The 25,770-nt window shown below is 48.2% G+C and carries 24 protein-coding genes, 1 tRNA gene, 1 other RNA gene, 1 riboswitch and 1 other annotated feature; of the genes, 4 read left to right on the top strand and 22 right to left on the bottom strand.

The window, feature by feature from the left end; translation table 11 throughout:
- Nucleotides 1-270: 270 nt before the first annotated feature.
- The 7 genes from DRW41_RS22250 to tadA all read right to left on the bottom strand — a co-directional run bounded on the left by DRW41_RS22250 (nucleotide 271) and on the right by tadA (nucleotide 4,620).
- The gene (locus tag DRW41_RS22250; RefSeq protein WP_115454203.1) at nucleotides 271-537 is read right to left on the bottom strand and encodes a pro-sigmaK processing inhibitor BofA family protein; all 267 of its coding nucleotides are present in this window, start codon (nucleotides 535-537) and stop codon (nucleotides 271-273) included.
- 78 nt (nucleotides 538-615) lie between these two features.
- Entirely contained in the window at nucleotides 616-834 is a 219-nt protein-coding gene (locus tag DRW41_RS22245) for a YaaL family protein (protein WP_115454202.1), read from the bottom strand.
- Nucleotides 835-854: 20 nt separating this feature from the next.
- Nucleotides 855-1,451: a recombination mediator RecR gene (gene recR, locus DRW41_RS22240; protein WP_115454201.1), complete on the bottom strand. Its 597-nt coding sequence runs from the start codon at nucleotides 1,449-1,451 to the stop codon at nucleotides 855-857.
- A gap of 11 nt (nucleotides 1,452-1,462) precedes the next feature.
- Nucleotides 1,463-1,783 carry a YbaB/EbfC family nucleoid-associated protein gene (locus DRW41_RS22235; RefSeq protein WP_222928865.1) on the bottom strand — a complete coding sequence of 107 codons (321 nt, stop codon included), beginning with the start codon at nucleotides 1,781-1,783 and terminating at the stop codon, nucleotides 1,463-1,465.
- A 39-nt stretch (nucleotides 1,784-1,822) separates the two neighbouring features.
- Nucleotides 1,823-3,520 (bottom strand): DNA polymerase III subunit gamma/tau, encoded by a 1,698-nt coding sequence (gene dnaX, locus DRW41_RS22230; protein ID WP_115454200.1) that lies wholly within the window; start codon nucleotides 3,518-3,520, stop codon nucleotides 1,823-1,825.
- Between the two features lie 226 nt (nucleotides 3,521-3,746).
- Nucleotides 3,747-4,011, bottom strand: an RNA gene (gene ffs, locus DRW41_RS22225) — signal recognition particle sRNA large type.
- Nucleotides 4,012-4,089: 78 nt separating this feature from the next.
- The gene (tadA, locus tag DRW41_RS22220; protein ID WP_115454199.1) at nucleotides 4,090-4,620 is read right to left on the bottom strand and encodes a tRNA adenosine(34) deaminase TadA; all 531 of its coding nucleotides are present in this window, start codon (nucleotides 4,618-4,620) and stop codon (nucleotides 4,090-4,092) included.
- Nucleotides 4,621-4,737: 117 nt separating this feature from the next.
- Here tadA and DRW41_RS22215 point away from each other — a divergent pair, with 117 nt between their 5' ends.
- The 3 genes from DRW41_RS22215 (at nucleotide 4,738) to DRW41_RS22205 (ending at nucleotide 7,657) form a co-directional block, all read left to right on the top strand.
- Nucleotides 4,738-6,027 (top strand): glycoside hydrolase family 18 protein, encoded by a 1,290-nt coding sequence (locus tag DRW41_RS22215; protein ID WP_115454198.1) that lies wholly within the window; start codon nucleotides 4,738-4,740, stop codon nucleotides 6,025-6,027.
- 273 nt (nucleotides 6,028-6,300) lie between these two features.
- Nucleotides 6,301-6,948 (top strand): deoxynucleoside kinase, encoded by a 648-nt coding sequence (locus tag DRW41_RS22210; protein ID WP_115454197.1) that lies wholly within the window; start codon nucleotides 6,301-6,303, stop codon nucleotides 6,946-6,948.
- Nucleotides 6,949-6,964: 16 nt separating this feature from the next.
- Nucleotides 6,965-7,657, top strand: coding sequence for a deoxynucleoside kinase (locus tag DRW41_RS22205; protein ID WP_115454196.1), 693 nt, complete (start codon nucleotides 6,965-6,967; stop codon nucleotides 7,655-7,657).
- Nucleotides 7,658-7,914: 257 nt separating this feature from the next.
- Here DRW41_RS22205 and DRW41_RS22200 read toward each other — a convergent pair.
- From DRW41_RS22200 to guaB, 4 genes are all read right to left on the bottom strand, one after another.
- Nucleotides 7,915-8,007, bottom strand: a tRNA-Ser gene (locus tag DRW41_RS22200).
- A 100-nt stretch (nucleotides 8,008-8,107) separates the two neighbouring features.
- Nucleotides 8,108-9,388, bottom strand: coding sequence for a serine--tRNA ligase (gene serS, locus DRW41_RS22195; RefSeq protein WP_115454195.1), 1,281 nt, complete (start codon nucleotides 9,386-9,388; stop codon nucleotides 8,108-8,110).
- A 73-nt stretch (nucleotides 9,389-9,461) separates the two neighbouring features.
- Nucleotides 9,462-9,680: a binding site (T-box leader), on the bottom strand.
- Between the two features lie 85 nt (nucleotides 9,681-9,765).
- Nucleotides 9,766-11,124: a serine hydrolase gene (locus tag DRW41_RS22190; RefSeq protein ID WP_115454194.1), complete on the bottom strand. Its 1,359-nt coding sequence runs from the start codon at nucleotides 11,122-11,124 to the stop codon at nucleotides 9,766-9,768.
- Between the two features lie 233 nt (nucleotides 11,125-11,357).
- Nucleotides 11,358-12,827, bottom strand: coding sequence for an IMP dehydrogenase (gene guaB, locus DRW41_RS22185; protein WP_115454193.1), 1,470 nt, complete (start codon nucleotides 12,825-12,827; stop codon nucleotides 11,358-11,360).
- 160 nt (nucleotides 12,828-12,987) lie between these two features.
- Here guaB and DRW41_RS22180 point away from each other — a divergent pair, with 160 nt between their 5' ends.
- The gene (locus DRW41_RS22180; RefSeq protein ID WP_115454192.1) at nucleotides 12,988-13,947 is read left to right on the top strand and encodes a YaaC family protein; all 960 of its coding nucleotides are present in this window, start codon (nucleotides 12,988-12,990) and stop codon (nucleotides 13,945-13,947) included.
- Here DRW41_RS22180 and purD read toward each other — a convergent pair.
- The 11 genes from purD to purE are packed head-to-tail and all read right to left on the bottom strand — an operon-like array spanning nucleotide 13,939 to nucleotide 25,295.
- Nucleotides 13,939-15,213 (bottom strand): phosphoribosylamine--glycine ligase, encoded by a 1,275-nt coding sequence (purD, locus tag DRW41_RS22175; protein WP_115454191.1) that lies wholly within the window; start codon nucleotides 15,211-15,213, stop codon nucleotides 13,939-13,941. The two genes, DRW41_RS22180 and purD, sit on opposite strands and share 9 nt — an antisense overlap.
- Nucleotides 15,214-15,225: 12 nt before the next feature.
- Nucleotides 15,226-16,764 carry a bifunctional phosphoribosylaminoimidazolecarboxamide formyltransferase/IMP cyclohydrolase gene (gene purH / locus DRW41_RS22170; protein ID WP_115454190.1) on the bottom strand — a complete coding sequence of 513 codons (1,539 nt, stop codon included), beginning with the start codon at nucleotides 16,762-16,764 and terminating at the stop codon, nucleotides 15,226-15,228.
- Nucleotides 16,727-17,344 (bottom strand): phosphoribosylglycinamide formyltransferase, encoded by a 618-nt coding sequence (purN, locus tag DRW41_RS22165; protein WP_115454189.1) that lies wholly within the window; start codon nucleotides 17,342-17,344, stop codon nucleotides 16,727-16,729. Before purN ends, purH begins: the two co-directional genes overlap by 38 nt.
- The gene (gene purM / locus DRW41_RS22160; protein WP_115454188.1) at nucleotides 17,341-18,366 is read right to left on the bottom strand and encodes a phosphoribosylformylglycinamidine cyclo-ligase; all 1,026 of its coding nucleotides are present in this window, start codon (nucleotides 18,364-18,366) and stop codon (nucleotides 17,341-17,343) included. The genes purN and purM overlap by 4 nt, the downstream gene beginning before the upstream one ends.
- A 41-nt stretch (nucleotides 18,367-18,407) precedes the next feature.
- On the bottom strand, nucleotides 18,408-19,820 hold the full coding sequence (gene purF, locus DRW41_RS22155; protein ID WP_115454187.1) for an amidophosphoribosyltransferase: 1,413 nt from the start codon (nucleotides 19,818-19,820) through the stop codon (nucleotides 18,408-18,410).
- A complete protein-coding gene (gene purL / locus DRW41_RS22150; protein WP_115454186.1) occupies nucleotides 19,805-22,024 on the bottom strand; it encodes a phosphoribosylformylglycinamidine synthase subunit PurL in 2,220 nt (739 codons plus the stop codon). Before purL ends, purF begins: the two co-directional genes overlap by 16 nt.
- The gene (gene purQ, locus DRW41_RS22145) at nucleotides 22,008-22,691 is read right to left on the bottom strand and encodes a phosphoribosylformylglycinamidine synthase subunit PurQ (RefSeq protein WP_115454185.1); all 684 of its coding nucleotides are present in this window, start codon (nucleotides 22,689-22,691) and stop codon (nucleotides 22,008-22,010) included. Before purQ ends, purL begins: the two co-directional genes overlap by 17 nt.
- Nucleotides 22,688-22,942: a phosphoribosylformylglycinamidine synthase subunit PurS gene (gene purS / locus DRW41_RS22140; protein ID WP_115454184.1), complete on the bottom strand. Its 255-nt coding sequence runs from the start codon at nucleotides 22,940-22,942 to the stop codon at nucleotides 22,688-22,690. Before purS ends, purQ begins: the two co-directional genes overlap by 4 nt.
- Before the next feature lie 3 nt (nucleotides 22,943-22,945).
- The gene (gene purC, locus DRW41_RS22135; RefSeq protein WP_115454183.1) at nucleotides 22,946-23,647 is read right to left on the bottom strand and encodes a phosphoribosylaminoimidazolesuccinocarboxamide synthase; all 702 of its coding nucleotides are present in this window, start codon (nucleotides 23,645-23,647) and stop codon (nucleotides 22,946-22,948) included.
- A 15-nt stretch (nucleotides 23,648-23,662) separates the two neighbouring features.
- Nucleotides 23,663-24,814 carry a 5-(carboxyamino)imidazole ribonucleotide synthase gene (gene purK / locus DRW41_RS22130; protein ID WP_115454182.1) on the bottom strand — a complete coding sequence of 384 codons (1,152 nt, stop codon included), beginning with the start codon at nucleotides 24,812-24,814 and terminating at the stop codon, nucleotides 23,663-23,665.
- A complete protein-coding gene (purE, locus tag DRW41_RS22125; RefSeq protein WP_115454204.1) occupies nucleotides 24,807-25,295 on the bottom strand; it encodes a 5-(carboxyamino)imidazole ribonucleotide mutase in 489 nt (162 codons plus the stop codon). Before purE ends, purK begins: the two co-directional genes overlap by 8 nt.
- Nucleotides 25,296-25,442: 147 nt before the next feature.
- A riboswitch (purine riboswitch) is annotated at nucleotides 25,443-25,544 on the bottom strand.
- Nucleotides 25,545-25,770: the final 226 nt, after the last annotated feature.

Genomic DNA, 25,770 nt, shown 5'->3' with positions numbered 1-25,770 from the left:
TGTTTGTTGACGCTTGTTTGTTTAGTTTTCAAAGAGCAATTATTACCGCACCTTTAAAAGGCGACTATATTAGTATAACAATTTGTTTTAAAAAAGTCAACGACTTTTTTGTTTGCCGCCGTTTTGTTCAGCGGCGACTTTTACTATAATACAGGGTTTAAACGATTTGGTCAACCCTATTATTTAATTTTTTCACCTGGGAAATAGCGCCAAATAATCAGGTCGAAAATACAAAGAGAAACCCGCCGTTTTTCACGGATTTCTCTTGAATTAGCCAATTACAATCATATCAACCGCAATCAGGGCCGCCATTCCCGGTATGCCGAGGAAACCGGCTATTGATGTTGTGAACAGGTTAATTGGAATATGAATGCCAAACTGGTTGCCCGCCGTATTCAAGAAGAACAAAAGAAGCGCGCCGATTACTAGTTTTATCGCGCCTTGTCCCAGCAGCCTTGCCGGCCTCATTGGCGCTCCTGCGATCAGGAGCAGGATGATCAGGCCACCGAGTATTGAAATTACATAAATCGGTTCCAATTAGTAACTCCCCCTTCTTCGGGAAACTTGTACTAAACTATATGTACAAGTTCCCAAAAAAAGACCGGGAGTTCCTCATTAACGCCCTATCTTAATTTTCCTATGCTTTGCCTCTCTTAAAAGGAAGAAGTATTTGGCTTCGGCCATCCTTGCCTGACAAACCACTTCTTCAGATGGATCGAACGATTTTTCCAGAAGGGTTTTCTGCCGCTGCCAATCCGCCTTGACGTCGTTGAGCAAGTTGAGGAATTTCTCATTGGACTCCTGGCGCAGCCGGCCTTTTCGCCGAAAGAACATTTTTATTGCCCTCCATCCTTTTATACTTCGCGCCGGCCCTCCAATGCTTTTGAAAGAGTGACCTCATCTGCGTATTCCAGGTCCCCTCCCACAGGCAGGCCGTGGGCAATTCTTGTTGTCTTGATGCCCGAAGGCTTCAGGAGCCTTGATATATACATGGCAGTGGCCTCCCCCTCGATATTCGGGTTGGTCGCAAGGATTACTTCCTGGACCGTCTCATCCTGTAGCCGTTTTAACAAATCGGGTATATTGATATCCTCGGGGCCAATGCCTTCCATCGGTGAAATCGCACCATGGAGGACATGATAGAGGCCATTGAATTCTTTCATTTTTTCCATGGCAATAACATCTTTCGGATCCTGAACAACACAGATAATGCTTTTATCGCGCCTCTCATCGGAACAGATATAGCATGGGTCCTGGTCGGTTATATGGCCGCAAACAGAACAGTAGCTTAAATTCCGCTTCGCGTTTACAAGCGCCTTGGCAAAGTCCAGGACGGTGTCCTCTTTCATGCTAAGGACGAAAAAAGCCAGACGAGCGGCCGTTTTCGGGCCGATCCCCGGCAATTTCATAAAGCTGTCAATCAGCTTGGATATCGGTTCGGGATAGTGCATTTTCTCTCCTCCTAGAACAGTCCCGGAAGGTTCATCCCTTTAGTGAATTGCCCCATAGTTGACTCCGACAATTTATCGGCTTTATCCATCGCATCATTTAATGCGGCGAGAATGGTGTCCTGAAGCATTTCCACGTCTTCCGGATCAACCGCTTCCGGATCGATTTTAACATCGACTACCTTCTTGTGGCCGGTTACGACAATAGTGACCATGCCTCCGCCAGCGGTTCCTTCCACAGTCTTTTCCCCTAGTTCACTTTGGGCTTCTTCCATTTGTTTCTGCATTTTCTGCATTTGCTTCATCATGTTTTGCATATTACCCATTCCGCCCATACCTGGCATTTTACGTTTCATCGTATTCATCCTCCAATATTATTCAACAATTTCAATTAAGTCGCCGCCAAACAATTTCCTCGCTTCGTCTAAAAGCGGATCTTCCTCACTCTTTTTTGTTTCCTGGCCTTCCACTCCGTCCGGCTGATGGTTTGACAGGAAGCTTTCTCTTATTGTCACCCATTGGTCTTCGGGAACCCCTGTGATGGAAAATCGTTTGTTGGTAAGTTCCATTAAGCTATCCGAAATCGCCTCTATAAATTTCGGGTTGTCCATTGCCATCTGGCAGTGGATTTCATGCTTGAACTTAATGACACAGGCGCCTGAAGAAGCGGCCACGGGCTCAGCTTCATTTAATAAGGCGGCATGGGATTTCATTAATGAGCGAAGCATTTCCCCCCAATTGCCTTTTAGAAGATTGAGGTCGGCCTTTGTTGCATGTTTCAGGATTTCGTTTATTTTCCCGGCAGGTGCCTGGAATCCTTTTCTGGATGACCTATGCGCGGGTTTTTGAACCTGGCCCGCCTGCTCATTCGCAGTGGCTGGAACGCCGTGTTTCTTCAATTCTTTTAATTCTTCCTCAAGCCGGTCAATCCTGTTCAGAAGGACAGCTACTTGGGGCGAAGTTTCTCCGGCTGATTCCTGGGAAGGGGTTTCCATCTGGCATAGCTTAACGACCGCGACTTCAAGAAAAATCCGAGGATGTGTCGTCCACCGCATTTCCTGCTGGGTTTTGTTCAGCATATCGATTAAATCATAAATTTGCGGCGTTGAAAACTTGCCGGCCAAATCCCGAAACCCATCATCGAGCATAACCCTCTCCAACGATTCTTCAAGGGAAGGTGCTGTTTTAAAAAGAAGCATGTCCCGGAAAAACAAAATGAAATCTTCAATGAATCGCGATGGGTCTTTCCCGTGAAAAAGAAGTTCATTCAGGACATCAAGCCCTTGTGCTACATCCTTTTCATGGATAGCCTCAGCCATTTTCGCCAAAAACCCCTGAGAAACCGAGCCGGTGACAGTCAATGCATCCTCTACGGTAACCTGTTCCTGGCTATATGAAATCGCCTGGTCAAGCAGGCTCAATGCGTCGCGCATCCCGCCTTCCGCAGCCCTGGCGATAATCGGCAATGCCGCAGGGTCATAAGCGGCGCCAGTCTCATCAGCAATCAATTTCATCCTTCCGACAATTGCGTTCGCCGTTATTCTTTTAAAATCGAATCGCTGGCATCGTGAAACAATGGTCAGCGGAATTTTGTGTGGTTCTGTTGTTGCCAAAATAAACATGACATGCCTAGGCGGTTCCTCAAGTGTCTTGAGGAGGGCATTGAACGCCCCGGTTGAAAGCATATGCACTTCATCTATGATATAAACCTTGTATTTTACTGAGCTTGGAGCATATTTCACTTTGTCGCGGATATCCCTGATTTCATCGACACCATTATTTGAAGCGGCATCAATTTCTATGACATCCTGGATCGAACCGTCCGTAATGCCGCGGCAGGCGCTGCATTCATTGCAAGGTTCAGCTACAGGAGCCTTTTCGCAATTGACCGCTTTAGCCAAAATCTTGGCGGCTGTCGTCTTCCCGGTCCCGCGTGGCCCTGAAAAAAGGTAGGCATGGGTGGTTTTTCCCTGAACCAGTGCGTTCTGCAATGTTTTGGTGATGTGTTCCTGGCCCACGACATCGATAAATTGCTGCGGGCGCCAGACTCGGTATAGTGCCTGATAGGCCACTGGCAATGCCCCCTTTCCATTTTTTTGCGGCTTGCTGGAACTTCGGGCAATAATCCCCATCTATTTATTATACCGTATTTTGTATGTAAAGTGTAATTCAGCACCTAATTAATGATTGGCTTTTTGACTCTTTTTTCAACCGCCAAATCTTCTTTTCCAAAATGGGTTTTTCCATGAAAAAACCCACCCCTTTAAAAGGGATGGGTTTGGGTTATCTTTATAACTGCCGTGCACCTTCCGTCGACTGCCATCCATAAGCGTTACTCAAGCAGTTAGCTCGGCCCAGGCGACCCTGCGGCACATGGGAGCGTCCACTTAATGCTGCTTCCTTCCGGACCTGACATGGTTCATGGAATCCCATTGCGCAGGACCCAGGCGTCAACACCACTTACTTAAGGCAGGCCCTACAGAGTGGCAGCCTCAGGAAGGGATTCAACCCCGCTGGAGCGGATTGCGGGTACAGGGCACCGCTACCTCCCCGTCTAGCACGGCAAAATTGAAACCTATCATAGGGCGCTTTTATAGCGCCTTTTCAGTATACAGAGTTTTAGCGGAAAAATCAATGGCCTTCACCTGTCAATTCCTGTCTCGCCTTCCACTGACTCCATCCTGGCCCGCCTTTTCGCTTCTTTCTTCTTCTCCCTGAGAGAACGGAAAAAGTCCGACAGCATCCTTCCGCACTCTGCATCAAGCACGCCGGATACAACTTCGCACTGATGATTGAAACGGCTTTCCTCAAGCAGATTCATTAGCGTTCCGGCACATCCGCCTTTCGGGTCGGCAGCCCCATATACAACACGTTCGACCCTTGAGAGGACGATAGCGCCGGCGCACATCGCGCATGGCTCAAGCGTTACGTAAAGGGTTGCTCCTTCAAGCCGCCAGCTGCCTGTCTTCTTGCATGCTTCATCAATGGCAAGCAGTTCGGCATGGGCGATCGCATTTTGCCTACACTCACGGAGATTGTGCGCCCTTGCGATTATTTCCCCGTCCATGACAAGGACGGCACCGATTGGGACCTCCCCCAGCTCAGTTGCTTTTTGGGCTTCGGCAATTGCTTCTTTCATATACAATTCATCTTTGCCTGGGACATGTTCCATCCCAACACTTCCTTTTATTCAAATCTCATGCGGTTTATTTAGGGTTAGTATAACATGAAAAGCCTTTCCCCCTCATAGAATGGAGGTAGCGTTACTTTTGTGCAAGGAGGGAAGATGATGCAAATTCACATTGTGGAACGCGGGCAAACGCTGAACACCATTGCCCGGACATATGGAACGACCGTGAACGACATAATCGACGCGAATGAATTGCCGAACCCGAATGACCTCGTCATCGGACAGGCGATGGTTATCCCGATTGTCGGGAGTTTTTATTTTGTCAAGGCGGGCGATTCGCTTTATTCCATAGCAAGAAGGTTTGGCACCACCCCCGAGGAACTCGCACGGATCAATCGAATCCAGGCCAACCAACCTTTAAATGTCGGATTCCGCCTGTATATCCCGCCCGGAAGGAAACGCGCGGGTGATTTCAATGCATATGTGGAACCTAGGGGTACAACAGTGGCGCCCGCCCTTGTTGCCAGCGCCCGGGAGGCCGCACCCTATTTGACCTATCTGGCGCCCTTCAGCTTCCAGGCTAGAAGAGATGGTACGTTGCGCGAGCCGTTATTGGACAATTTCCCCCAAATCGCGCGTACCAATAACAATGTACTAATGATGGTCATCACTAATCAGGAAAATGACCAGTTCAGTGATGAACTCGGCCGGATATTGCTTAACGATATCGCTATACAGGATAAATTCCTCAATAATATCGTCGCAACCGCACGGAGGCTTGGATTCCGTGATATCCATTTTGATTTCGAATATTTGCGTCCCGCCGACAGGGAAGCATATAACAATTTCCTGAGGAAGGCAAGGGACCTTTTCAAGCGGGAAGGCTGGCTCATTTCCACCGCCCTCGCTCCAAAGACGAGCGCAACACAGAAAGGAAAGTGGTATGAGGCGCATGATTATAAAACACACGGGGAAATCGTCGATTTCGTTGTCATCATGACGTATGAATGGGGCTATAGCGGCGGGCCAGCCATGGCGGTTTCCCCGATTGGTCCTGTGCGCCGCGTCCTTGAATATGCCCTTACCGAAATGCCTGGTTCGAAAATTATGATGGGACAGAATTTATATGGGTATGACTGGACACTCCCCTTTGTCCAGGGCAGTGTTGCAAGGGCGGTCAGCCCTCAGCAGGCCATCAGGATCGCAGCGGAGAATAACGTTCCTATCCAGTATGATACAACGGCCCAGGCGCCTTTTTTCAGATATACAAAAGGTGGAAGGCAGCATGAGGTCTGGTTTGAAGACGCCCGGTCAATACAAGCCAAATTCGATTTGATCAAAGAGCTTAATTTACGCGGGATGAGCTATTGGAAGCTTGGCCTGTCTTTTCCGCAAAACTGGCTCCTGATTACCGAGAATTTCAATGTAACAAAAAGAACTACATCCTAAATGGGTTAGGCCGCCTTTTACCGGGCGGCCTAATTACTTGCGAATACCCTCCGCAAGCACTATTTTTCCCTCCCTAAAGCCTTGTAAATCAAGGCTGAAAGCTTTTCTTCCTTCGCCCCCATAAATATTCCATATCCGCAGCCGCATGGAATATGGTAAAATACAATTTGTCTAAATGCGACATACTTCTACTTATTTCTTATTTTTGCGAATTCTTACATATCCCAACTATCGTAGACAAACTATTGAATGGGCTGAGAAGGAGGACATGCAATGGGGGAGACTCCCTTTATTACCGTTGAAGGGCCGATTGGCGTTGGAAAAACATCTCTTGCAAAGGCGATTGCTGAACATTACCAATTTGCCTTGTTGAAGGAAATTGTTGATGAAAATCCTTTCCTTGGCAAGTTTTACGAAAATATAGAAGAGTGGAGCTTCCAAACGGAAATGTTTTTTCTTTGCAACCGTTTTAAGCAGCTCGGCGACATCAATACCCATTATCTAGCTAAAAATCAGCCGGTTGTAGCAGATTATCATATAATCAAGAACCTGATTTTTGCCCAGAGAACCTTAAGCAATGAAGAGTATAAAAAGTATTTTAAAATTTATCAAATACTTACAGAGGATATGCCAAAACCAAACGTTGTCATTTATTTGAATGCCAGCCTAGATACCCTGCTCGCCAGAATCGCGATGCGAGGGCGTGAAGTCGAGAAAAACATCAGCCCACTTTATCTTGAGCAGCTGTCACGTGACTACGAAGAGGCTTTGGAAGCCTTTGAAAGGCAGCATCCTGAAATCCCAGTCCTTCGCTACAATGGCGATGTGATGGATTTCGTTAAAAATGAGCAGGATTTGGACACCATTCTTTCCGATCTATCATTATCGCTGGCAAAAAGCAGCTGGACCAATACATTATAAGGACGGGGAATACATTTTGAGTATCGTAATCGGCGGCATGATTGGCCTTGGCAAAACAAGTGTGGCGGATTTATTGAATGATTATTACCAAAGCAAGGGAATCGATAGTAAAGTATTTTATGAAACGGTGGATGATAACCCGATTCTCCCGCTTTATTATGAACTGACTCCTGAAGAACTGGATGCGAAAAGAATTCCTTTCCTCCTCCAGCTATTCTTTTTGAATAAACGTTTTAAAACGGTTAAAGAATGCATCGGCTGGCATGAGCCCCTTTATACAATCCAGGACAGGTCGATTTATGAAGATTGGTATTTCGCCTATGTGAACAAAAAGCTTGGGCGCATATCCGAACTTGAATTCAGGATTTACGAAGACCTTGCCGACAATATGATGGAAGAATTGAATGAACTTCCGAAAAAAGCTCCGGAACTTATGGTCTATTTGAAAGGTTCCTTTGACACAGTTATCGAAAGGATCATGTCGCGCGGAAGAAGCTTTGAAATCAACCCTGAACTAAAAGAGTACTATTTCGAGGTCTGGAAAGGCTATGATGAATGGGTCTTCAACCACTACAAGGCAAGTGAAGTCCTCGTCATCGACATGGACGTCACCGATATTGTCAACCGCCCTGAAGATGCCGCTCGGGTCTGCCGGGAAGTGGACAATAAATTGAATGAAATCCTTTTTACTAAAACGCATACTGGCTGATTAGCTGGTATGCGTTTTTCATTAGAATCAATTAAAGCAGAAGGGACGAACCTTCTGCTTTCTTACGCCTTACCGATTTAATTTAAATGAATAAAAAAGTTGGCCGTACAGCCTGGCATTTTTAGCGTGCCCCCTGAGGAGAGATGTAAGTAGTTTCCAGCGTATATTTGCATATAAAAAACCCGCCGCAGGCTTTCGCGTTGCGGCGGGCTTTATCTCCAGATTTTATGCGCGTTGGTCATACATTATCGAATAAATGGCGGAGGAAGAGGGATTCGAACCCCCGCGCGGTTTAACCCGCCTGTCGGTTTTCAAGACCGATCCCTTCAGCCAGACTTGGGTATTCCTCCGTTTCGACAAAGGTTATAATACTATAGGGTAGATGTCCATGTCAACAGGAAACCTTTATGACAGTAAAAAAAGGACGGGATCCATTCCCGCCCTTCTTCATTATTCTGGCTTGATTTCTGCCCTTCCGCCCATATAAGGCCTTAGTGCTTCCGGGATTACGACCGTACCATCTTCCTGCTGGTAGTTCTCTAAAATTGCGGCGACGGTGCGGCCGATCGCGAGGCCCGAACCATTTAGAGTGTGGACGTGCTCCGGTTTCGCGCCAGGCTCGCGACGGAAGCGAATATTCGCCCTTCTCGCCTGGAAAGCTTCAAAATTACTGCAAGAAGAGATTTCACGATACGTGTTATAGCTTGGAATCCAAACCTCGATATCGTACTTTTTGGCGGCCGTGAAACCAAGGTCCCCTGTGCACATACTTAGGACACGATATGGAAGCCCGAGAAGTTGGAGAACCTTTTCCGCGTCAGCAGTCAGCTTTTCAAGCTCATCATAAGAATCTTCCGGGTTAACGAATTTCACGAGTTCGACTTTATTAAATTGATGCTGGCGGATAAGCCCGCGTGTATCACGGCCGGCAGACCCAGCCTCTGAACGGAAGCAGGCGCTGTATGCCGCGTAGCGGATTGGCAGCTGGTCCCCACTCAAAATCTCGTCCCTATGAAGGTTTGTTACCGGTACTTCAGCGGTCGGGATCAAGAAATAATCTTCACTCTCAATCAGGAAGGCGTCTTCCTCGAATTTTGGAAGCTGGCCGGTTCCTGTCATGCTCGTCCTATTCACCAGGTATGGAGGAAGCACCTCTTTGTAGCCGTGCTCATCCACATGAAGGTCAAGCATAAAGTTCATCAAGGCCCGTTCAAGGCGCGCTCCAAGCCCTTTGTAAAAAACAAATCGGCTTCCGGTAACCTTTGTGGCACGCTCGAAATCAAGGATTTTCAGATTGTCGGCAATGTCCCAGTGGGGCTTTGGCTCAAATCCGAAATTACGGACTTCTCCCCACTTCCTGATTTCCACGTTCTCGTCTTCTGTCTCCCCGACAGGAACGCTTTCATGCGGCAGGTTCGGGATGCTCAATAAAAGCATATCGAGTTCTTCCTCAACCCCTCGCAGTTCATCGTCAAGCTCCTTAATGCGATCGCCGACCGCGCGCATTTCGGCGATCAGCTGGTCCGCATCCTTTTTCTCCCTCTTTAATGCCGCCACCTGTTGGGATACCTCGTTCCTCTTTCCCTTCAGCTGTTCGGCCTCCACAATCAAATCGCGCCTTTTCCTGTCCAGGCTCTCGAACTTGCCAAGGTCTGTAAGGTCCTCGCCGCGATGCTGCAGCCTTTTCTTCACTCCTTCAAAATCCGCGCGCAATACTTTAATATCCAGCATGCTTCAACACTCCTTTTCTTTTTTTCAGTTGAGGCCGGGATGTTTTTTGGACGCAAAAAACTCCCGTCCCCAAAACAGGGACGGGAGTTGACCCGCGTTGCCACCCTGGTTGGCCGCACACGGCAGCCCACCTCAATTTCATAACGGTTTGACCCGAAAGCACTTACTTGCCAAGAAGGCGTTCCATGCCTTGCTCAAGGACGGATTCACAGGCGCCACACACCGGTTCTCACCAACCACCGGCTCTCTAAAGAGTGGGAATCCCGCTACTTTTTCCTCTCAACGCTTTTTCACTATGGTAAATTTGTACTTTTTAATCTACTACAATTATCGCCTTATTGCAAATAAATTATTCTGTTTTTTTGCCCGCTTCCGGCTTAAAACAACCCTTTAATGCCGGAAACAATGCTTCCCCATAAATCGGCGAAGAAGCCGCCGATGCCGCCCATCATCAGGACGAACCAGTTTGCTTTATCCACATTTTCAGTGGCGATAACCGGGGAGGTTACACTGCCTTGTCCTTTTTCTGTAAGGAAGGCAGCTTTATCGCCATTTTTCGCTTCAAGGGTTACATAGCCGACGACTTCTCCCTTTTTAACAGGGGCGGTTAGTTCGCCTTTGCTATTTAATTTCTTTTTGTCGAGAACAAGGACAGGTTTGTAATTATCCTTTTCACCGTTCTTGATTACCATCGAAACCGGATTCTTTGTGCGGATATTAACCTTGTCTTCCTTCCCTTTTATTACATCAAGGGATTTTTTACCTTTTATTGCATAATCGGCTGGAAGGATTTCCGCCTTTGAATAATTAGTGAATGCATAATCGAACATTTTCCTTGTTTCATCAAAACGTGCTTTATAATCCCCTTTGCCGGAAGCATTCTTGGCATCCATTACAACGGTAATGAAGCGTTTGCCGTCACGGGTTGCAGTACCTGTGAAGCAGTAGCCTGCAAAATCGGTTGTTCCGGTTTTAAGTCCGTCCACGCCAGGGTATTTAAACACAAGTTCTGGAAGCATCCAGTTCCAGTTTTCCATTTTAATGACATCGTCTGTTCCCGGCCTGAATTCCTTCCTAGGAATGCTAGTTGTTTCAAGCACTTCCGGATAGTCCTTCAAGAGATGGAAAGCAAGCTTCGCGGTCGCTTTTGCCGACATGACGTTTTCATCCTCGGCGCCTGTTCCTTCAGGATGCATGCCCTTATAATCGCGGTTGTTCAATCCAGACGAATTGACAAACTTATAATCTTTTAAACCGAGTTTTTCGGCTTTATCATTCATCATTTTTACAAAGTTTCCTTCTGATCCGCCAATGACCTCCGCCAGCGCAATCGTTGCCGCATTCGCTGAATAAATTGTCATCGCTTCATACAGTTCCCGGACATTGTATGTTCCATCCGCCCTGAGCGGCACGTTGGAAAGGTTGCGGTCATGCGATAGTTTGTGGACAGGCTCGCTAACCGAATATTGCTGGTCCCATTTTACCTTTCCTTCTTTAACAGCCTCAAGGAGAAGGTATTCGGTCATCATTTTCGTCATGCTGGCAATACCGAGGACATTGTCCGCATTTTGTTCAAATAAAACTTTTCCCGAATCCGCATCAACAAGAATGGCAGCGGCGGCATTGATTTTCAAGCTCGCCTCGCCGGCTGCTTTCGCGGGTGCAGTAAACAGCCCTGCTGTGACGGCCACTGCAAGAACGATGGCTATGTACTTCTGATAAATCCTTTTCTTCACTGTTACGCCCTCCAACGATATTCTCCCACTCTTAACGGACATCTTGCCCTTGCGGAAGTTTCACTTTATACACGTTTACTATCTTAACATACTAGCAGAATGTTGGATAGATAGAGGTTGGTCCTATCTTCCTGCCAAGATTTTCAAGTGTTTGGGATTATGCGTTTGTAATCAGTTTTTTTCACTATGAAAATAGAGGCAGGATTTTGCCCCTGCCCCTTTTTGTTCATGTATTATAACGAGTAATTTGGTGCTTCTTTTGTGATTTGGACATCGTGCGGATGGCTTTCACGCAGACCGGCGCCTGTCATCCGGATGAATTGGCTGTTTTCGCGCAATTCCTGGAGGTTTGCCGTACCACAGTAGCCCATGCCCGACCTTAAGCCGCCGGCAAGCTGGTAAATTGTATCAGCAAGCGGCCCTTTATATGGAAGGCGGCCTTCAATGCCTTCCGGAACGAACTTTTTGCTGTCTTCCTGGAAATAGCGGTCTTTCGAGCCTTTTTCCATCGCCCCTTCGGAACCCATGCCGCGGTATACCTTGAAGCGGCGTCCCTGGAAGATTTCCGTTTCACCAGGGCTTTCGGAAACGCCTGCGAGCAGGCTTCCGAGCATGACCGCGTGTCCTCCGGCTGCAAGTGCTTTGACAATATCACCGGAATACTTAATGCCTCCATCAGCGATAATCGTTTTTCCGAGCTTTCGTGCTTCTGTCGCGCAATCATAGATTGCCGTTATTTGAGGCACCCCGACACCGGCAACAATTCGTGTCGTACAAATGGAACCAGGACCAATTCCAACCTTTACAACATCCGCACCAGCCTCGAACAAACTCCTTGTACCTTCAGCAGTGGCGACGTTGCCCGCTATAATAGGCAGGTTCGGGTATTCCTTTCGGATCTGGCTGACTGTGTCCAGGACGCCTTTAGAATGTCCATGGGCCGTATCAATGACAATGACGTCAACATTCGCCCTCACTAGCGCTTCAACGCGTTTCATAGTATCGCCTGTAACGCCGACCGCAGCACCGGCAAGCAACCTTCCCTGCTTATCTTTCGCGGACATTGGGAATTCAATGACCTTCTCAATATCCTTGATTGTAATTAGCCCCTTCAAGATGCCGTTGTCATCAACGAGTGGAAGCTTTTCGATTTTGTACTTTTGCAAAATCTTTTCCGCTTCCTTCAATGTTGTGCCGACTGGAGCGGTAACTAGATTCTCCTTTGTCATGACATCGGAAATCTTTTTAGAAAAATCATGTTCCTGGATAAAGCGCAGATCCCGGTTTGTGATAATCCCAACAAGCCTTTGCTCTTCTTCGTTGTTCACGATCGGCACTCCTGAAATCCGGTATTTACCCATCAGATGTTCAGCATCGTATACCTGGTGCTCCGGCGTGAGGAAGAATGGATCGGATATAACCCCGGATTCCGACCGCTTTACCTTATCAACCTGTTCTGCCTGCTGTTCGATGGTCATGTTTTTATGGATGATGCCAAGGCCACCTTGCCTGGCCATCGCGATTGCCATATCCGCTTCAGTGACCGTATCCATACCGGCACTTATAATAGGCAAGTTAAGCGTTATGTTTTCGCATAGTTCTGTTTGGAGGCTGACCTCTTTTGGCAATACCTCAGACCTTGCTGGAACGAGCAAAACATCATCGAATGTTAATCCTTCTTTTGCAAATTTGTTTTCCCACATCTTTTTGTCCCTCCAAACCGAAAATATTATTAGTAGCGTAACAATTGGGCAATATACTGTCAAGGCAGCGATAAGAAGTCAGATTTTTCAATCGCCGGGCGGAAAATCGCCCATTTTCCATAAAAATCGGCGCATTTTATACGGGAAAGGAGGATTGCTTATGTTGCATGGCTACCGGGGCTTGGAAAGCTTTTCGTTCTTTTTTTCTGCTGAATATGCCCAAACATTCTTGCAAAAACGCTATGAGAAACTTGGCTGTCCCTCCCCGGAACAAAGAAGCTATGAGAATTGCTATCCCTTCCTTTATTATCTTGAGCATGGCAATGTTTATTATACCCAGGCCGCCAGGGCTCCGATCATCCTGCAGCCAATCCTCCTTTTTTACGGACTCGTCCATCTCGCAAAAGCCTGCATCCTGACTGAGGACCCTTTCTATCCGGAAACAACGGCGGTGCTGGCGCACGGGGTATCATCCCGGAAGCGTAAAAAACAGCAATTCCAATTTTTCCAGGATGAAGTGAAGTTCCAGAAAAATGGCCTTTTTCCGCATTTATCCGACAAATTGTTTCACATGAAACAGGACGAGGGCGACAAAACAAGTATGGAAGCATTATTAAGAATGATTCCCGAGCTTGAAACTCTTTTTTGGCAGCTGGAAGGCCAGACAAACTTCATGCCGCTGCCAGAAAAAGATGGCGGCTGCTTCGTATCCCAAAAAGCACTTGATTTTTATCACATGACTGAATCCAGATTCAGGGAGTACTTTTTGGCTCAGTCAGGCATTTCCCTTGAAGAAATGAAGAATGGGATGGCCAGGCTTTCAGAAACGCCAAACCCCTACATTCCAGGCCAGCAAACGTTCCTTAAGTTCGATTATTATCAAAAACGCTTCGTTATGCCTTTAAAGAAAAGCCATCGGTCCCAATTTCCGGAACTGATGGCCCACTACTTGCTGCTTTATAATTTAAGCATGATAGCGCGCTATGAAACAGAATGGTGGGGTGAAGCCGTCAAAATGATGCCAAACCGTGATTATCCATTCATCCAATCTTTTTTAAAAATCACGCAGGAAAAAAGCCCGTTCCTTATTTTCTGCCATTTAACCGCCGGCCTAAAGTAAAGCCGCTGCCTTTAATGCCCGGGCACCGATATCGGTACGATAGTAAATTCCTTTCGACTCAACTTTTTCAAGTTCCCGGTAGACCTGTTCCCTCGCTTCTTGAAGGGAATCTGCTTTCGCACAGGCAAGGAGGACCCTGCCGCCATCTACATAAAAACGGCCAAGCTTATCCTTTTTCGTACCGGCATGGAAGATGGCGGTATCTACGCCAACTTCACCCAGCCCTTCGATAAGTGCGCCCCTTTCCGGATTGTCGGGATATCCTTTCGCCGCAGCGACAACGCCTACCGCGTATGATTCATCCCACTCCAGCTCAGGTTCCTTCCCGCCAAGAATTTCAAGGATGGCTTCGGCCAAATCGGATTTCATCCTTGGGAGGACCACCTGCGTTTCGGGGTCGCCGAATCTTGCATTAAATTCAATGACCTTTGGGCCGTGCTTTGTTAAAATAAGCCCCGCATACAAAACCCCGCAGAAGCTCCTGCCTTCATTGGCCAGTGCCTTCGCGGCGGGTTTTAAAACCGTTTCAACCGCAGTTCGCACCGCGCTGGCTGGAATATGGGGAACCGGCGAATAAGCGCCCATCCCGCCTGTATTCGGACCAGCATCACCGTCGAACGCCCGTTTATGGTCCTGGGCAATTTCAAGAGGTACAACGATTTCCCCATTAACGAACGCCATAAGGGAGAATTCCTCTCCTTCGAGGAATTCTTCAATTACAACAGAAGAGGAGGACTCGCCGAACCTTTTTCCAACAAGCATTTCCTCCGCCGCGGCAATGGCCTCCGCCTCTGTAAGGGCGACCGTAACGCCTTTCCCCGCAGCAAGTCCATCCGCTTTTATGACAATTGGCGCACCTATTGTCTCGATGTGCCGTTTAGCCATTTCGAAAGAGGTGAATACCTCATAACCCGCGGTTGGAATCCTGTTCTTTTTCATAAAATCTTTTGCAAAAGCCTTGCTTCCTTCGATAAGGGCGGCCTTGCTGCCGGGGCCGAAAACTTTAAGGCCCGCTTCCCTGAAACGGTCGGCCAAACCTGATAAGAGGGGCAGTTCAGGCCCGATGACTGTCAAGCCAATTTCTTTCTCGATCGCGAAAGAAATCAGCTTTTCATAATCAGTTTCTTCCAATGGTACAAGGGTTGCGACATCCACCATACCCGGATTTCCCGGCGCCGCGAAAACAGTTTCCACTAATGGACTTTCTCCGAGTTTCCGGCAGATCGCGTGCTCGCGGCCGCCCCTGCCAATCACCAATACATCCATCGTTTCGCCTCCCTAGTGTTTAAAATGACGCACTCCCGTAAATACCATTGCGATTCCAAACTCATCAGCCTTTTTTATTGAATCCTCATCCCGGATGGAGCCCCCCGGCTGGATAATGGCGGTAATACCGGCGCGGGCAGCCGCTTCGACAGTATCGTCCATTGGGAAAAAGGCGTCAGACGCCATTGCCGCCCCAGCAGCCTGTTCACCCGCCTGTTCAATGGCGATTTTCGCTGCCCCAATCCTATTCATCTGTCCAGCTCCGACCCCAACGGTCCGATGTCCATTCGCTAGGACAATCGCATTTGACTTCACATGCTTAACGACTTTCCACCCAAGCTTCAATGCGTTCCATTCCTCTTCTGTCGGCTGCCGCTTTGTCGGAACCGTGATTGTGGCATCCTCAAATGAATAAAGATCCGGATCCTGCACAAGCAGTCCGCCTTCTACTGAAACAAGATTTCTTCCAGTGATTTTTTCTCCCCTGTGTGAAACGGTTAATAGGCGGAGATTTTTTTTCTTTTGTAAAACCGCAAGCGCCTCTTCCGAAAATGAAGGGGCGATGATGATTTCCAGAAATATCTCATGGAGTTTCTCAGCCGTCCTGACATCGACTTCCCGGTTGAACGCCACAATGCCGCCAAAAATGGACACAGAGTCAGCTTCGTATGCCTGTAAAAAGGCATCAAGCGCTGTTTCACCCGTCCCTACACCACAGGGATTCATATGTTTAACCGCAATGGCCGCCGGTTCGGAAAATTCCCTGACCAGCTGAAGGGCCGCGTTGGCGTCATTGATATTGTTATAGGACAATTCTTTTCCGTGGAGCTGTATTGCCCCGGCAATCGAACCGCCTTCCTCGATTGGTTTCTTATAAAAGGCGGCATGCTGATGAGGATTTTCACCGTAGCGGAGCCTATCTTTCAGTTCATAGGTAACAGTAAGGCATTCAGGAAATTCCTCTCCTGCGAGTTCTGTCAAATAAGTAGCTATCATGGCATCGTACGCCGCCGTATGGCGGAATACCTTCGCCGCAAGCCTTCTCTTCGTTTCACCGTCTACTTTACCGGCTTCCTTCAGCTGCCGCAGAACCTCTTCATAATCCAGCGGGTCGGTAACAACCGCTACATCCTGATGGTTCTTTGCCGCCGCCCTTAGCATGGATGGACCGCCAATATCAATATTTTCGATTGCTTCCTCCACCGAGGCTTCTTGTCTTGATATGGTTTCCTTGAATGGATACAAGTTCACACAAACCACAGCTATCGGCTCTATCCCATGCTCTTCAAGCTGAAGCATGTGGGTTGGATCGTCCAACTTTGCCAAAAGTCCGCCGTGGATTTTCGGATTTAGTGTTTTGACCCGCCCGTCAAGGATTTCTGGAAATCCGGTAATATCGCTGACGCCTGTGACAGGGATGCCTGCCTCCTCAAGGGCCCGCTTTGTTCCTCCTGTCGAAATGACTTCATAGCCAAGCTCTGACAGTCCCGTGGCAAATTCCACAATGCCCTTTTTATTCGAAACGGAGATTAATGCCCGCTTTTGTACCATTTTCGCTTTCCCCCTGCGTATTTAGTAACATTTGGAGCACTTCCGGATATAACCTGTGTTCCACTTTCTGTATTTTCGTCTGAAGGCTTTCATGTGTTTCGCCATCCAAAATTGGCACCTCCACCTGAGTGATGGCTGGTCCGGTATCCATCCCTTCGTCTACGAAATGGACTGTCACGCCTGTCCTGTTTGCCCCCGCGGCTAGCGCCTGCCCGATGGCATCCTTTCCGGGATAGGCCGGAAGAAGTGACGGATGGATATTCACGATTCTGCCTTCATATGCGGATAAAAGGACTGGGCCAAGCAGCCGCATATAACCGGCCAAGACTATCCAGTCAATGTTTGCTTCGGCCAATTTTTCACAAATGAGATTCTCGTATTCTTCCTTTCCGCCAAACTTTCTCGGGCTAAAAACGAACGAATCAATCCCGGCTGCCTTCGCCCTTTCGAGTACGAATGCGCTGGGCCTGTCACAGACGAGAATGCGGATATTTGCTTCAAGCCGGCCGTTTTGTACAGAATCAAGGAGTGCTTGAAAGTTGGAGCCGTTTCCTGAAGCGAATACAGCGATATTTTTCATGAGAATTTGATCCCTTTTCCGTCTGCCACATGGCCAATGACCGAAGCCCGCTCCCCGCAAGCTTCGAGATGCGTGACCAGCGCTGGAGCCAACTCCTCATTAATCGCAACCACCATTCCGATGCCCATATTGAATACATGGTACATTTCTTCCTGGCCGACTTTCCCGAGCTGTTCAAGCTTTGAGAAGACCGGAGGAATCTCCCAAGTTCCCCGGGCAATAACCGCGCCTAGCCCTTCAGGGAGCATTCTCGGAATATTTTCATGGAAACCGCCGCCGGTAATATGGGACATTCCTTTAATCGGGAATTGTTTCAATGCTGATAGAATCGGTTTTACATAAATTTTTGTCGGCTTTAGCAATTCCTCGCCAAGGGTACAGCCGAATTCTTCGATGTAGTCTGTAACCTCGAGACCCGCTTTTTCAAAAAAGACTTTCCTCGCTAAAGTGAAACCGTTGCTGTGGAGCCCGCTGGACGCTATTCCGACAAGGGCATCGCCTTTCCGGATGCCGCTTCCGTCAATAACAGCTTGTTTTTCGCAGGCGCCGACCGCAAATCCCGCAAGGTCATATTCATTTGGCTCATACATGCCGGGCATTTCGGCGGTTTCCCCGCCAATGAGGGCGCAGCCTGCCTGTTCGCAGCCATCGGCAACCCCTTTTACAATCGCTTCAATCCGGTCGGGATCTGCTTTCCCGCAGCCAATATAATCAAGAAAATAAAGCGGCTCCGCTCCCTGGACAACAATATCATTCACGCACATTGCCACCGCATCGATTCCGATTGTGTCGTGCCTGCCTGTCATAAAGGCGAGCATCAGCTTTGTCCCAACTCCGTCCGTACCTGATATCAGGACCGGTTCTTTCAGGTTTAATGCTGATAAATCGAACATAGCCCCAAATCCGCCCAGGCCTCCCATCACTCCCGGCCGGGCTGTTTTCCTGACGTGGCGTTTCATTTTTTCCACCGCTTCGTAGCCGGCTTCTATATTGACGCCCGCTTCCTTGTACGCTTTTGACATGTTGGTCTCCCTTCCCCATCCTTGGTCTATCTATCCGGAAGTTACTTTTGATAATAGTATTGAAGTGAATCTGGATACAGTTCAGTGGGATATTCACCCGTAAAACAAGCAAGGCACTGGCCGCAATTTTTGCTGGTATTCGGACGTCCAATGGCCTCCAGCATCCCTTCAGTACTGAGGAATGTAAGAGAATCCGCGCCAATCAGCCTCCTGATTTCCTCAGTGGACCGTGAATGGGCGATTAATTCCTCCTTTTTCGACGTATCAATTCCGTAAAAACAAGGATGCTTAATGGGCGGCGAGCTGATGACAACATGCACTTCAAGCGCACCTGCAGCCTTCAGCATCGAAACAATCCGCCTGCTCGTCGTTCCCCGGACGATTGAATCGTCCACCATGATGACCCGTTTCCCTTCCACTACGCCCCTTACAGGAGACAGCTTCATTTTTACTCCCTGCTCCCTAAGGGCTTGGGAAGGCTGAATGAAGGTACGGCCAACATAACGATTTTTTATCAAGCCAAGTTCATAAGGAATGCCGGATGCCTCGGCATAACCGATGGCTGTGGAAACGCCTGAATCCGGGACCGCTGTAACAACATCCGCATCAATTCCAGCTTCCATGGCAAGCCGTTTCCCAAGATTTTTCCGAGCAGTATGGACATTGATTCCATTAAGGCTGCTGTCCGGACGGGAAAAATAAATGTATTCCATCGTACAGAGAGCCTCGTCCCTGCTTTCCGCGAAGAATTCCGAATACAGTCCGTCTTCATTAATGATTAAGAGTTCCCCCGGCAAAACGTCACGAATGAATTCCGCGCCTACGGCATCAAATGCGCATGTTTCCGACGCGGCAACGTAAGCATCGCCGAGCCTTCCAAGTGATAGCGGCCGCAAGCCTTGCGGATCAAGGGCAACTATTAATTCATTTTCTGTTAAAATGACATAGGCAAAGGCGCCTTCAATCTGTTTGAGCGCGCTTTTGACGCGATCCTTCATAAGCCAGCCGCTGTTCCTCCTAATCAGATGGGCCAGCACTTCCGTATCCGAACTTGTCTGGAAGATGCTTCCCTGCTGCTCAAGAATCGACTTGATCAGGTTGGCGTTGACAAGGTTTCCGTTATGGGCCAGCGCCATGCTTCCTGTTTGCGAGTGGAAGAGAAGGGGCTGGACATTTTCATATCCGCCCCCTCCGGCTGTCGCATACCGTACATGCCCGATTGCCGCACTCCCATTCATTTTTGATAGGACCTGTTCATTGAACACCTCTGCAACAAGGCCTTCCCCTTTATGGCCGGAAAGTTCATGGCCGTCCGAAGTAATGATTCCGGTTCCTTCCTGCCCCCTGTGCTGAAGACTATGAAGCCCGTAATACGTAATCTTTGCGGCATCTTCATGTCCCCAGACAGCAAATATTCCACATTCCTCGTTCAGGCCCCTTAGTTCAGCAAGCATGGAATGGCTCCTCTCCACGCGGTTTCCAGGCCCTCGACTTTTTCATCGATAACCGTTTCTCCGTTCACCTTAATGCGAAAAACTGGCTCACCGGTTACTGTGCCAATCCACTTGGCTCCTGTTAATGATTCGAATTGCGCCTGGTTCTCTTTTTTCACTGTTAAAAGAAACCTTGACTGTGATTCACTGAAGAGCGCCGATACCGGATTTCCTTCCACCTCTGCCTCCACGCCAAGCCCGTTTGATCCAAACGCACATTCAGCAAGGGCAACCGCGAGGCCTCCTTCAGACAGGTCATGCGCGGATTGGACAAGCCCGGCCCGGATTGCTTCAAGGACCGACTTCTGGTGTTTCACTTCTGTTTCAAGGTCAAGTTCCGGGCATTTTCCAAAAATGTCGCCATGAATGAGTTTCTGCAGCTCGGAACCTCCGAATTCATCCTTCGTTTCACCAAGCAAATAGATGAGGTCTCCATCTTCCTTGAATGCCTGTGTCGTAATATGGTCGATGTCGGAAATCAGGCCGACCATCCCAATAACAGGCGTTGGGTAAATCGCTTTTCCATTTGTTTCGTTGTACAGCGATACATTCCCGCCGATGACCGGCGCATTCAATGCAAGACACGCCTCGCTGATTCCATCCGCGGCTTTTTCCATCTGCCAGAAGATTTCCGGCTTCTCCGGGCTGCCGAAGTTCAGGTTGTCAGTAACCGCGAGCGGTTCGGCACCCGAACAAACAACATTCCTGGCCGCTTCTGAAACAGCAATCCTCCCGCCGGTTTCCGGGTCAAGATAGAGATAGCGTGAATTGCAATCCGTCGTCATCGCCAAAGCCTTCTTTGTTCCACGGATTCTGACGACCGCGGCATCCGATCCCGGAGCGACAACCGTGCTTGTTCTCACCATATAATCGTACTGATTATAAACCCATTCTTTTGAGGCGATAGTCGGCTGTTTCAAAAGGCTGATAAGTGTACCCCCGAAGTCATCCACGCTTGGGACAGAATTGTCCATTGCCTGGAACTCACGGAAATATTCAGGCTCAGCTGAAGGTTTATTGTAGACAGGCGCATCAAGAGCCAGCGCATCCACCGGGACATCGGCCGCGACGTCGCCATTATGCATCAGCTTCAGCTTTTTCTCTTCAGTAACAACACCAACTGCGACTGCTTCAAGCTCATATTTTGAAAAAAGGTCAATGATTTCTTGTTCACGTCCCTTTTTAACAACGATTAGCATGCGTTCCTGGGATTCCGATAGCATCATTTCGTAGGCAGTCATGCTTGTTTCCCGCTGCGGTACAAGGTCAAGATCCATTTCAATCCCAAATCCCGCCTTGCTCGCCATTTCGGCGCTTGAACTCGTAAGTCCCGCGGCACCCATATCCTGTATGCCGACAAGCGCATCTGATTTAATAAGCTCAAGGCACGCCTCAAGCAACAGTTTCTCCATAAACGGATCGCCAACCTGGACCGCAGGGCGGTTCTCTTCGGATGCATCCGTCAGTTCCTCTGAAGCAAAGGTTGCTCCATGGATACCGTCCCGGCCCGTTTTCGCGCCAACATACATGACTGTGTTGCCAACACCGCTAGCCAAACCTTTTTTCATATCCTTGTGGTCGATTAGGCCTACACACATCGCATTTACAATCGGGTTGCCGTCATAGGAAGCATCAAATTGGATTTCACCGCCGACAGTCGGGATTCCGATACAGTTTCCGTATCCCGCAATCCCCGCGACAACCTCCTTGAAAAGGTAGCGGACACGCGGAGACGAATCGAGTTCACCAAAGCGGAGTGAGTTCAAAAGGGCAATCGGCCTAGCGCCCATTGAGAAAATATCCCGGATAATGCCGCCCACCCCAGTGGCAGCTCCCTGATACGGTTCGATTGCTGATGGATGATTATGGCTCTCAATTTTAAAGACAGCTGCCTGGCCGTCGCCAATATCAACAACCCCGGCCCCTTCACCCGGCCCCTGTAGGACACGTTCTCCCTTCGTCGGGAACCTTTTTAAAATTGGCTTGGAATTTTTATATGAACAGTGCTCCGACCACATAACGGAAAACAGGCCAGTTTCAGTGTAATTCGGAAGGCGGCCGAGAATCTCTTCAATCTTCATGAATTCTTCATCGGAAAGTCCCATTTGACTATACAATCTGCCGGACTTGATTTGTTCCGGAGATGGCTCAAGCTTTAACAACATGTGATTCCCTCCATTGCTTCATGATTGATTGAAAAAGCGCCAGACCATCCGCGCTGCCAAGCAGGCTGTCCACCGCGCGTTCCGGATGGGGCATCAGCCCCAGGACATTCCCCTGCTCATTGATGATTCCAGCGATATTTTCAAGGCTGCCATTGATGTTTTCTGTATACGAAAAAACGATTTGGTTGTTTTTCTTCAGTTGTGCGAGAGTTTCATCGTCACAGAAGTAGTTCCCTTCCCCGTGAGCAACCGGGATGGACAGGATCTGGCCCTTTTCAAAGCCTCCTGTGAACATCGTTTGATTGTTTTCCACTCTGATTGTGCATGGCGAACAAACAAATTTCAGGCTATCATTCCTTCTAAGCGCCCCCGGCAGCAGGCCTGCTTCCAGGAGGATTTGGAACCCATTGCAGACACCGAGGATTGGCACTCCGGCTTCCGCCGCCCTAATGATTTCGCCCATGATTGAGCTGAATCGGGCGATCGCCCCACAGCGTAGGTAATCGCCGTAGGAAAATCCGCCTGGAAGCAGGATTCCATCAAATCCTTCAAGGCTTGTTTCCGTATGCCATACATACTCAACTTCGCAGCCAAGTTCGTCTTTAATCGCATGGTACATATCTGAGTCGCAATTCGATCCCGGAAAAACGATGACCGCGAATTTCATCGGATGACAGCCTCCTCTATCTCATACCTGAAATCCTCGATTACAGGGTTTGATAACAGCTTCTCACACGCCTCCCGCACAACCGTCTCGATATCCCTGCCAGAAGGCTCAACCGATAATTCCATATATTTGCCGATTCTCACATCGTGGATTTCATCATATCCAAGTGATTGCAGGGCGTTTGAAACCGCCTTTCCCTGCGGATCCAAAACGCTTTCCTTCAACGTAACAAACACTTTTACTTTTACCATGATTTAGCCTCCCAATCGGACCAAGATTTTTTCGTACGCTTCGGTAATGCTGCCAAGATTCCGCCTGAACACATCTTTATCGAGTTTTTCATTTGTTTCCATATCCCAAAGCCTGCATGTATCGGGAGAAATTTCATCCGCAAGCAAGATTTGTCCTGCGGCATCCTTGCCAAATTCAAGCTTAAAATCCACAAGCCTAATCCCGAGGCCTTCAAAGAACGAGCTTAGGAAGGAATTAACTTCAAGGGCTTTTTGTTTTAAAACTTCAATCTCGCCAATTGCTGCCACCTGGAGTTCAAGAATATGATCCTCCGTAATCAATGGATCGCCCAAACCGTCATCCTTTAAATAAAATTCGACAATCGGTTTTAGGAGCTGCCTTCCTTCCTTAAGCCCCAGGCGCTTTGACATGCTACCGGCCGCGATGTTCCGGACAACCACCTCAAGAGGAATGATGGAGACCCTTTTGACGAGCTGTTCCGTTGAGGAAACTTTTTTAATAAAATGAGATTCTATGCCATTTTCCCTGAGCTTTTTAAAAAGAAGGGAACTGATTTCATTATTCAATACGCCTTTGCCGGTGATTTCGGCTTTCTTTTCCCCATTAAAAGCTGTTGCTGAATCCTTATACTCTACAAGAACAGCTTCACTGTCAGCCGTACTGTAAATCCGTTTTGCTTTCCCCTCATACAAAAGTTCCCGCATTCGTCTGGTCCCCTCTCATTTACTTTGTGCAGACATATATTTTCCTGTCCAAATTCCAGATTCTTCAATCTCTAAAAGTGCCTGTTCCGCTGAGTCGCGAAGCAATGTCGCATGGCCCATTTTCCTGCCTGCCTTTGCCTCGTTTTTCCCATAAAGATGAATGTTCCAATTTCGCAGTTCCGGAAGTTTTTCGAGGAGCCTTTCCTGATGCTCTCCAAGCAGATTGACCATCACCGCCGGATTTAAAAGTTCCGTACTTCCCAAAGGCAGATTGCAGACTGCCTTGATATGCTGGGCAAACTGGGAGGTTTCGCAAGCCTCTATGGTGAAATGCCCTGAGTTATGGGGCCTTGGCGCAATCTCATTAATATAAATGGAGCCATCTTCCATCAGAAACATCTCAACAGCCAGCGTTCCCACCATATCCAGTGCATCCGCCAGCTGGACTGCCAACGACAGTGCCTTTTCAGAAGCTTCATCGCTGATCCTGGCCGGTACAATGGTCTGATGGAGAATATTGTTTTTATGAATATTTTCAGCGACCGGAAACACAGCCGTTTCCCCGCTTGAACTCCTTGCTGCAATAACTGAAATTTCCTTTTCAAAAGAGACCCACTTTTCAACAACACAAGGGCCGTGTTTGAGCAGTCCGGCTGCTGTTTCTATTTCTCTATCATTCTTTAAAACATATTGGCCTTTTCCGTCATAACCGCCTTGCGCTGTCTTTACGACACAAGGAAAACCAAGTTCCTTAACGGCCTCTGCCAGTTCCAGCGTCGTCTCCACCGCTTTAAAGGGAGCAACAGGCAAACCAGCTTCTCTTATTGCGTTCTTCTCGTTAATTCTGTCCTTTGCGATACTGAGCAGTTGGAATCCTTGCGGAACCCACGTAAGATTCATAGCGATTTCCAATGCTTTTTCATCAATATTTTCAAATTCATATGTAACTACATCGCACATTTTAGCCAACTGAACCATTGCCGTTTCGCTGTCGTATGGCGAGATAATTTTATGGTCTGCGACCTGACCGCATGGAGAGTCCGGATTGGGATCAAGGACCGCAATCCTGTAGCCCATTGCCCTTGCCGAAAGAGCCATCATCCTTCCCAGCTGCCCGCCGCCAATAATCCCGATTGTCTGTCCTGGCAAAATTACTTTCCTATTCAAGATGGCCACTGCTTTCGATTGCCGCTTCCTCCGCGGCTTTCCTCATTTTTTGGATTCTATCGGCAAGTTCGCTGTCTTTGGACGCGAGGATCTGGGCTGCCAGAAGCCCGGCGTTTTTCGCGCCACTTTCTCCAATTGATACTGTGGCAACAGGTACTCCTGCCGGCATTTGCACAATGGACAGGAGTGAATCCAGGCCATTCAACGCCTTGGATTGGACTGGGACCCCAATAACAGGGACCATTGTCTTGGCAGCCACCATTCCGGGCAAATGGGCGGCCCCCCCTGCTCCGGCAATAATCACTTCCAGTCCCCGTTCCTTTGCTTCTTCGGCAAAACGGAACATTAAATCCGGCGTCCTATGGGCGGATACAACCTTTTTCTCATATTGCACCTTAAGGTCCTCAAGGATGCCACAAGCATGCTTCATCGTCTCCCAATCGGATTTGCTCCCCATAATGACAGCAACCTTCACATTCATCCAAATCCACATCCTTCCCGGAAAAATAAAAAGCCCCGGCCAGAAAGTTTCTCCTTTTACAAGAGAAAGCAGTCCGACCAGGGCTAGAGTAAGTCCTGATGCAGTTGCAAAAAAGAAGCATGGAAAAATAAAGACACCAAACCTCTTGAACGCGCTACTTTCCCTCATAGTCCAGTGATTTACGGTCACCGGGTAGAAACTTATGGGCCCTATTCCCATTATTATACGAGGGCATTGCTATATCGTTTGTCGCTATCATCATAACAGGTATAAAAAAACCAGTCAACAGTAAGCGAACATTAATCTAATTTTACCAAAAAATGTTCGCTTATAGGAGTGCTCAGTAATAAATGAATTGGTGATTTTTATTGGTCGGAGAGTCAACTGTTCAGGGTTTATACTTCTGGATTCCAGGACTAGTAAGTTTTTTGAACACCAAAAAAGGCAACCCATTTCAGGTTGCCTTCCATTTTGC

The organism is Neobacillus piezotolerans (genome assembly GCF_003362805.1).
GTDB lineage: Bacteria > Bacillota > Bacilli > Bacillales > Cytobacillaceae > Bacillus_D > Bacillus_D piezotolerans.
This window is presented reverse-complemented; position numbering and strand designations above follow the sequence as displayed.

Coding starts and splice junctions, on each gene's coding strand:
- DRW41_RS22245 (WP_115454202.1), bottom strand. CDS start 834: ATGTTCTTTCGGCGAAAAGGCCGGCTGCGCCAGGAGTCCAATGAGAAA.
- recR (WP_115454201.1), bottom strand. CDS start 1,451: ATGCACTATCCCGAACCGATATCCAAGCTGATTGACAGCTTTATGAAA.
- DRW41_RS22235 (WP_222928865.1), bottom strand. CDS start 1,783: ATGGGCGGAATGGGTAATATGCAAAACATGATGAAGCAAATGCAGAAA.
- tadA (WP_115454199.1), bottom strand. CDS start 4,620: ATGGAACATGTCCCAGGCAAAGATGAATTGTATATGAAAGAAGCAATT.
- DRW41_RS22215 (WP_115454198.1), top strand. CDS start 4,738: ATGCAAATTCACATTGTGGAACGCGGGCAAACGCTGAACACCATTGCC.
- DRW41_RS22210 (WP_115454197.1), top strand. CDS start 6,301: ATGGGGGAGACTCCCTTTATTACCGTTGAAGGGCCGATTGGCGTTGGA.
- serS (WP_115454195.1), bottom strand. CDS start 9,388: ATGCTGGATATTAAAGTATTGCGCGCGGATTTTGAAGGAGTGAAGAAA.
- guaB (WP_115454193.1), bottom strand. CDS start 12,827: ATGTGGGAAAACAAATTTGCAAAAGAAGGATTAACATTCGATGATGTT.
- DRW41_RS22180 (WP_115454192.1), top strand. CDS start 12,988: ATGTTGCATGGCTACCGGGGCTTGGAAAGCTTTTCGTTCTTTTTTTCT.
- purD (WP_115454191.1), bottom strand. CDS start 15,213: ATGGATGTATTGGTGATTGGCAGGGGCGGCCGCGAGCACGCGATCTGC.
- purH (WP_115454190.1), bottom strand. CDS start 16,764: ATGGTACAAAAGCGGGCATTAATCTCCGTTTCGAATAAAAAGGGCATT.
- purN (WP_115454189.1), bottom strand. CDS start 17,344: ATGAAAAATATCGCTGTATTCGCTTCAGGAAACGGCTCCAACTTTCAA.
- purM (WP_115454188.1), bottom strand. CDS start 18,366: ATGTCAAAAGCGTACAAGGAAGCGGGCGTCAATATAGAAGCCGGCTAC.
- purF (WP_115454187.1), bottom strand. CDS start 19,820: ATGCTTGCTGAACTAAGGGGCCTGAACGAGGAATGTGGAATATTTGCT.
- purL (WP_115454186.1), bottom strand. CDS start 22,024: ATGTTGTTAAAGCTTGAGCCATCTCCGGAACAAATCAAGTCCGGCAGA.
- purQ (WP_115454185.1), bottom strand. CDS start 22,691: ATGAAATTCGCGGTCATCGTTTTTCCGGGATCGAATTGCGACTCAGAT.
- purS (WP_115454184.1), bottom strand. CDS start 22,942: ATGGTAAAAGTAAAAGTGTTTGTTACGTTGAAGGAAAGCGTTTTGGAT.
- purC (WP_115454183.1), bottom strand. CDS start 23,647: ATGCGGGAACTTTTGTATGAGGGGAAAGCAAAACGGATTTACAGTACG.
- purE (WP_115454204.1), bottom strand. CDS start 25,295: ATGAATGTGAAGGTTGCTGTCATTATGGGGAGCAAATCCGATTGGGAG.